The sequence below is a fragment of the Rhizorhabdus sp. genome (genome assembly GCF_018006725.1).
Lineage (GTDB): Bacteria > Pseudomonadota > Alphaproteobacteria > Sphingomonadales > Sphingomonadaceae > Rhizorhabdus.
Window position 1 is genome coordinate 1 of the sequence record NZ_JAGMXV010000206.1, and the last position, 8,053, is coordinate 8,053.

Genomic DNA, 8,053 nt, shown 5'->3' on the forward strand with positions numbered 1-8,053 from the left:
CTCCCACCACACCGCCTGCAAACACTCGGCTACGACGTCGTCATTCCGGGCTGGCCTCAATCAATTCGCGCAACAAAAGAAAGTTCTTGATGATCTCGCGATCCAGTTCATCGCCCGCGAGGTTGTCGGGGTTTTTGTGAAGCGCGATATTCGCGATGCGCTTGAGCCGTTCCGCCCGAGCATCGTGCATATTGGTCGGGAGGTCCGCATCCCGAATGTGACCCCTGTCCGATCCCCAGTGCCTCTTGAGGAGCTCCTCCAGCACCGCCCGCTGCATCGCCAAGGCCGCCAGCGGCGCCCCGAAGGTAAAAGCTCGTCCCGCATCGAGAAGGCGGCGGTAGATGGAAATCTGCCTGCCGCCATATTGGTTCGAAACATGGGTTGGAAAAAGTATGTGAGGGATAGCGCGCCGCCGCCAAAAGGCGCCATGGAGATCGAGGCCGACCGCGCCCATCAGGCGATCCCAGCTACGGACGCTATCATCCACCCAATCGAAATCGTCGTACTCGTCTTGCGCCCGCCGGTCGGCCAACGCGGTGAAGGCATATCGCACATTGCTGGCATCTTCGGTGGCCCGCGCCTTCCAATCTTCGATATTGACGGCGAGAGGGTCTCCCGTGGGATCGCTCGTCTCAATTTCGAAAGATGACATCAGTCCGGCGAGCAGATCGAGCAGATCGCGATCGGCGATATTCGCGACAACCGAGCGCCATCGTTCGTCATACTCGCGACGCGCCCGTGAAGCCCCGGCTGGCACATGCGCGGTGAATGGCACCGGCGTCCATTCTTCTCCGGCTTCAAATGACCTGCGATAGCCATCCAGCCGGTCACAGAGAGATTGAATCTCCCCTCGATCACGCCAGGAGGATGCCAATTTTTCCGGGGAATCTTCGACCGCCTGCTTCAGCGCGGCGAAATCGGCGAGGAAGGCGGCTCCTTCGTCTCCGCGCATCTTAAACCCCAAAGACCTTCATCACCTCGTCGCCGAAGTGGTTGATGACCTTGACGGCGATGCGCCCGCTTTCGGGTCGATTGAAAGGGCGGGAGGTGGCGCGGTTCAGCGTCGCCCATGCCTCCTTGTCGATCTCGGCTTTCAGGGTGGTCTTCAACTGCTTGTAGGGGTCGTTCGTGCCGAGAAAATAAGCGTGGCGGACGAAGAAGCTCTCCTCATTATAGGCTGTGTCGATGAACCACGCTGCGATACCCTTGACGTCGTTGGATCGAACCTCGCCGGTATTGGGGTCGTAGATGTCCACGCCGTTCACGCGCACTGCGATGCGCCCATCGGCTTCCTCCAGAATGTCAATGTCCGGCTCGCCGAACACGGTGAAGAGGTTGCCCTTGCCGGTATTCTTCAACTCGTCGGCCATGTGCAGATCGGGGTTCATCTTAGCCTTGAGGATTGGCAAGGGGCCGAGCCGGGTGAGTTCGGAGGCATGGGCGTCGAAGGCGAAGCTGACGGCGATCAGAACGTCAAACCGGGCCTCAGCAGCCTCTCGCGCCGCTGCGGTGAGATCTACGCGGGAGAGGGTCCCGAACTCGGGCCCGATGAAGATCGCGGCGCGACGCTCCGTCTCGCCTTCCATGAACCGGCCATCTGCCCCTATATAGCCTCGGCCTGCATAGGGGGAAAGGCTGACAAACTCGATTCGGTCGGCGCGTTCCTGCTGGTGAACACCTGCCGTTTTCAGATGCTCTATCACCATCCCGGCGAAATCGGTCTCGGACAATGAAAACGGGCCGCGCTTCTTTTTTTCAGCAGCGCGATCGGCGATATCGATCATCTCCTCGGCATCGGCAGGCACGATACGATGCGGGGAAAGGCTTTCAACGGTGAACGGCCCCGCCACGCGCACACGGCTGTTGTCAGGATAGGGCTTGTCAAAAAGATACTCGATATCCGCTGCGCGCGCGATGGATGCATCAATTTCCTTTTGACGCGCGCCCCGCGCTTCCCACCAAGATTGATGAAGGCTTGCAACGTTGGAGGGCCATGTCGGGTCAGCATGGTGCGGGATTTCCCATTCTTGCCAGTTGGTGCCCGTTGCCTGCTGCAGTTCAGCGCGCAGCGGCTCCAGCCGCTTCTGCCACTTCTCCCAGATCACGTCGATCTCGGCATTGTTGGCTATTACGGAAGAAGTAATATGTGCTGCCCGGTCATAGACGAAGCCCTGCCGCACGTCGCCCCACGTCGGCGCATCGTTCGGGGGTTTGCCGCTGATTTCGGCTTCTTTGCGCTTCCCCTCAACGCTATCGGCAAGCAGATACCAAGGATATCGCGCGCCCATGATGCGCGCGCGGGCGAGCGCCAGCGCTACGCGACTGGTATCGATGGTGATCCAGCGGCGGCCCCATTGCTCGGCAACATAGGCGGTGGTGCCTGAGCCGCAGGTAGGGTCGAGCACAAGATCACCGGGATCGGTCGCCATGAGAAGGCAACGCTCTACTATGCGGTCGCTCGTCTGAACGACGTAAACCCTGTCGGAGGCACCGCCGAAGCGATCCCACCAGTTCGATACGGCTTGCAGGCCGAAATCGCTGTATTTCCTCAAGTAGCGGATTTGGCTCTCGCCAATATAGATGCGCGCTGCTCGCGCAATCCTTGTCATCCCATCACTACCGTTCGCATCGGGAATTACCGTATGCTTCCAGCAATTCCCGCGTTTTAGGCCGGGATCGTAAGCCTTCCCTTGGTAATGGAAAAGATGACTCTGGTTCTTCCGAACGCCGCCCACAGCCAAATCGCTTGAGGTGAATAATTCAGCACCGGGATGACGGGCAATCAGCTCGCTCGGTTGAAACTTATATAAGTTTCCGACACCGTCCAATTTCCCGAGAGTGGAAACAGATAGATCGCCAAGTCCAGGGTGCCTGACATTATTGAACTGGGCCGTAATCTCCGTTTCATCTAGCGCGCTTTCATAAAGTTGATGATATTTTCCATGCTTTATATTGCGGTAATACCACAGGATATAGTCATTTATTTCTTCAATCTTACCCCCTTTTTGATTTCCCTTTTTCTTAACCAGGATGATTGCAACCCTGTTAGCTTCACCGAACACTTCGTCGAGCAGTACTCGGACACGATGCACATTTTCGTCGCCGATTTGGACGAATATCGAGCCGGTCGCGGTGAGCAACTCTCGCATAACCGTCAGTCTATCACGGAGATATGTCAGGTAGGAGTGGATGCCATCCTTCCATGTATCGCGAAACGCCTTCACTTGCTCGGGCTCGCGACTGATATCGGTCTGCTTTCCATCGGCAACATCACGATTTTGCGTCGAGACCTGCCAGTTTGAGTTGAACTTGATGCCATAGGGCGGATCAAAATAGATCGCCTGCACCTTATCCTTCAGCGCCTCTCGCTCAGCAAGACTGGCCATCACCTGAAGGCTGTCTCCAAGGATCATCCGATTCGACCAGTGCTGATCGTGCTGGTAGAACTCGGTCCGCGCCATCGGGTCGGTCAGACCGTTGAAATCAGCGAAGAGGTCCGGCGCGTCGCTGGCATCTGCCTTGGCAACCTTCGTCTGCCGAACGAGATCATCAATGATCGCCTTGGGGTGTACCTTCTCCTGAATGTAGAGTGGCGGCGCGGTAACAATCAGGTCGGACCAATCCTGCCTGTCCTTACCCCGCCACACTAGCTGGGCGTCGCCGATCTCGATCTCGCCGGTTTCGATAAGCTGCCCGACCTGGTCCTTCGTCAGCCGGATGCGAGCGCCGTTCCAGACGATCTGTGGATCGAGGTCTTCATCGCGCTCTCGCACCTCCCCCTCCGCCAGCGGGCGAGCGCGCGGATAGGCTGCCGGAGCAAGCGGATCGAGTTCCTCCTGCATCGCCGCCAGATCGGCCATCTCCGCTGTCGGGATATTCCGCCGTGCCTCACGATCATGGTTAAGCGTGATGATTTGCTTCGGGCCTTTGGGCACGCGAGCCATTATTCTTGTCCTTCGTTCATACTGTCGCGAGGCGCTTCCCAGCGCTCGCGGAAACCGCTCATGCCGCCGTCTCTATGGTCGCGGCCTGCGACACGAAGTCGGCGACCAGCGTATCAAAATCGCGCTCGATCAGGGGCATGTCGCAGAACTCGGCGAATGCCCAGCGCCCATGCGTGCCGAGGTTATTCACCCCCGGCACCCACATCGCTTTGGTGGTTTCGGCTTTCAATTGCGCGTCCCCCTTTCGGTAACCCTTGGTCTCCAAGAGAAGGTTGAGCAAGTCGTCCCGCCCACGACCATCGTCGAGCCGGACTACCATATCGGGAATATAGCGGCGGGGCGTCGAACCGTCGCGATAGGGCACCTCAAGGCCAAGGCCCTGGTTCTTCACGAAGGCGACGACGCGCGGATGTGTTTCGAGCACGCGGGCGAGTTCCGCTTCCCAAGTGCTGTCGCATACGACATGGCTCACATGGCAGCGGCGCGCGTCGGTCACGTAGGTATCCTTGCTCGTCGTGAAATTGACGAAGCGGCTGGTCGACTTCGGGTTGTACGGGTCGAGGATCGCCTTGATAGCCCTCGGCCCATGTTCGTAGCGTTGGCAGGCGAGGAAGATCCGCTCCGCCGCCTGATCCCTGATCTCAAGATAATCGAGCACGCCCATCGGCACGCCCTTGAGGACGAGATAGCCACCGTCGAGCCATTCGCGCACGACGCGGCGAATCTGGCCGAAGAGGTGAACCGGGAGGTTGCTGCCATCGCCGCTGCCGAAGCGCTTCAGCAAATGAGCCGCAAGCGAATAGGCGATGGCGCTCGGGCGCTGATCGCCGACGCCGGCTGCATATAGCTCCTGGCTCTCACCGACGATGCCCTGCATGGTGACACGTGACGGCCCGATCATCGCCGGATCGACGACGAGGCGGCTATCCTCGGTGAAGCTTGCGCTGATCCGCTCGTCGGGCAGATCGACGCGATAGCCCTCGACGCGGGGGAAGGCGATCTCCAGCTCAGGCCGCAGTGCTGCGCGCTCTTTTACCGCATGAACGCGTGTGACGACCTTGGGCGGGGTCACCTTCACGATCACCGGCTTGGCGGTGAAATCGAAGGGGATGCCGAGCACGTCGGCATATTCGACATCGAACAGCCCGTCCTCGTTCAACTCGTATGACTGGCGGCGCAGGCCGCGACCGACGACCTGTTCGCAAAGAAGCTGCGTACCGAAAGCGCGGACGCCAAGAATGTGGGTGACGGTGTTGGCGTCCCACCCTTCGGTGAGCATCGAGACCGATACGACACAGCGGATATTCTCACCGAGGCGGCCAACGCGCCCCACCGTGTTCATCGCTTCGCGCAGCAATTCGGCGGCGTCGATCGCATCGGCATCCTGCAAGAGCCCCGTGCGCTCCTGCTTCTCGCGACGGAACTGTTCGATCTCGGCGGCGGCCATCTTGCGGAAATCGGCATCGAGCGCCTCGCCGCTCTCAAGCTGGGCGCTGTCGATGAGCAAGGTCGGCGCGCGAGCGATGCGATTGCCGTGCTCGTCATAATTGCGGAACAGGGGGAGATGACCGCGATGGACGTTTACCATCTCGCCATCGGCGTTGGGCCGATCCCAGCCGGATATATATTCGTAGATCAGCTTGGAGGTGGAAGTGTTGTTACACACCACAATGAACACCGGCGGTACCGGGATGCCCGCCCGGCGCCATTCCTCATCTACCTTCGCATAGTGATTGTAGAGCGCGTCGAGCGCCGTCAGCAACTCGGTGGGCAGCTTGAGCGGGTCGAGATCCTCCGACTTCTTCGCGCCCTTCTTGGGCATTTCCTTCCCGATGTGATCCCACAGTTTCCGGTAGATCGGCATGTCAGCGATCGGGAGGTTATCAGCGACCGGAACGCGGGGTAGCTTCACGATGCCGCACTCGATCGCGTCCATCAGCGAGAAGTCGCTGACCACCCACGGAAAGAGCGTCCCTTCGACATATCCGGAGCCGGCGAGGAAGAAAGGCGTCGCCGACAGATCATAGACGGCGCGGACCCCAACCTTGCGGCGGAGAGCCTTGATGCCGTTGATCCAGAGCCGGGCGGCCTCCTTATTCTCCTTCGCCTCGGCCTTGCTGTCGGCGTCGGGAAGCTCCTCGACGCTTCCCTGCGGCCTTTCCTCATAACAGTGATGCGCCTCGTCATTGATGACGACGACGTTTTTCAGGGCCATCAGATCGCCGCAGGCGCGCTGAAGCATCTGTCCCTCGGTCTCGATCGTGGTCGGTGCCTCGCCACGTCCCTGGAGCAACGCCTTGCCCACCTTGGACACGTCCATGGTCTCGCGTCGCTTGAAGGCGTGGTAGTTTGCGATGACCACCTTCGCCTTGGCGATCTCCGGCAGCATGTCGGACGGCACCATGTCGCGATGGCGATAATAATTATCAGGATCGTCGGGCAGCAGCACCCGTAGCCGATCGCGGATCGTGATGCCGGGCGCCACCAGCAGAAAGCCACGACTGAACAAGCTGCTTGTCGGCGAGCGCACGGCGTTGATGGCTTGCCACGCGATCAACATGGCCATCACGGTGGTCTTCCCCGCACCGGTGGCCATTTTCATCGCGATACGGATCAGGTCCGCGCCGGCCTGCTTGTTCGCCGCTTCGATATGCTGCCACAGGTGGGCATAGCGCTTCTGCGTGCGCGCCACCTCGGTCAGCCAGATTACCGTTTCGACCGCCTCGACCTGACAGAAGAAGGGGCGCAGGCCCTCCACTTCGGTGCGGCGCCAATGGTGGAGCAGCCTCGCCGTGCTGGGGGTGACGCCCCAATCGCGATCATTCGGCAGCGCGCGCCACGTTGCGACATGCGCGCGGATCTCGTTGATGATGGGCTTGGGGTTATATTCCTGCTCATCCGACGAGATACCGGCCTCGTCCTCGAACATCAGGGCGGTTTGACCCGCCTTCCCGCTCCGCCGTTTGGGCTTCGGCACCGGCGTGATGAAATCGCAGGGGCGCCGGCCAACTATGGGGGGTTGGTCGAGTGGCTGCCCCTCGCCGTCCAGCGCGTGGTATCGCGACGGCGGCTCATAAGGCGAGTTCAGGATGGGCTGGTCGAAGAAACTTTGAGACACAAAACTTTACCCCCGAGGTAAGGGGTATTTGCCGGCTCTCCGAAAAACAAGGCCGTACACATCCAGATCGGGCAATTCGAAAGGCCTACGCGGTAGAGGCTTTCCACCGAAAATCCTCGACATCGATCCCTGGTGACAGGAGGTCGTTAGTTCCGAGGAAAACGGTGATGGCCCATTGATGCAGTGCGTTTATCTGGGGGAGCGCGTGGCGCTCCCATTCTGCTACCGGATCGGCTGAAAATGCGACCAATAGCTCCCGCACCTTGAGGTAGATGGTCATCAAGGCTTCCGAGATATGATATTGCAGATCATCGTCCGATAGCGGCTCCGGCATAATTCGGAAGGCCTTGAGCAACGCCTGACCCAAGCTTGAGGGTGTGTGCCAGCCCGGTATTCGCACATAAGCGTCGCCCTCTGCGATCTCCCCGCTCAATTGCCAGACCACGTTCCAGACGCCGTTGAAGTTATTATTGCCGTGAGCGTGCTCGATGGCGCTCTGAACAACGGTGTGAATCAAACCTGCTACGACTTTGGGCGAGCCAAGGTAGTTGGGCTGCGGCGCCAGCGCCGGCGCGCCAAAGGGCTGCGGATGCTCATTATCCTCGCTCAACAAGTGAAGGTCGATCATCTCAACTAAGACGCGCCGATCCTCATCGTCGTCAGTGGCGCCATATTGCTCGGGGTCGCGGTTCACCGAAGCGGTAGCGGCTCTCCATCCGTCCGCCCCTTGTATGAAGCGCACCTCGTGGATGCAGATTCCGGTCCAACTGCGGTGAAGGTGGAGCACGTTGTCGCGGAACCAGATAAACCATTTCTCGTCCTGATCGACGGGCAAGAACCCCTTGCGGATACGGCACATCGCATCCTCGTCATACCAAAGGTCGACGGCGATCTCGGCCTGTCGCTCGGGGAGGGGGCGGAGGTTCGGCCAATCCTCTTCACATGCCGCTGGCCGATCCGACCACCTCAAGCATGTCACCACCTGTTGGGC

Annotated in this window: 4 protein-coding genes; all 4 read right to left on the reverse strand. The window is 59.7% G+C overall.

From position 1 onward, the window contains the following. Positions 1-40 precede the first annotated feature (40 nt). Positions 41-952 (reverse strand): hypothetical protein, encoded by a 912-nt coding sequence (locus tag KAY22_RS21170; protein WP_296625213.1) that lies wholly within the window; start codon positions 950-952, stop codon positions 41-43. A 1-nt stretch (position 953) separates the two neighbouring features. Then, positions 954-3,944 (reverse strand): DNA methyltransferase, encoded by a 2,991-nt coding sequence (locus KAY22_RS21175; RefSeq protein ID WP_296625214.1) that lies wholly within the window; start codon positions 3,942-3,944, stop codon positions 954-956. Between the two features lie 58 nt (positions 3,945-4,002). After that, a complete protein-coding gene (locus tag KAY22_RS21180) occupies positions 4,003-7,062 on the reverse strand; it encodes a BPTD_3080 family restriction endonuclease (RefSeq protein ID WP_296625215.1) in 3,060 nt (1,019 codons plus the stop codon). Positions 7,063-7,147: 85 nt separating this feature from the next. Next, positions 7,148-8,053 (reverse strand): hypothetical protein (locus KAY22_RS21185; RefSeq protein ID WP_296625216.1); only part of this gene is annotated, 906 nt, incomplete at its 5' end.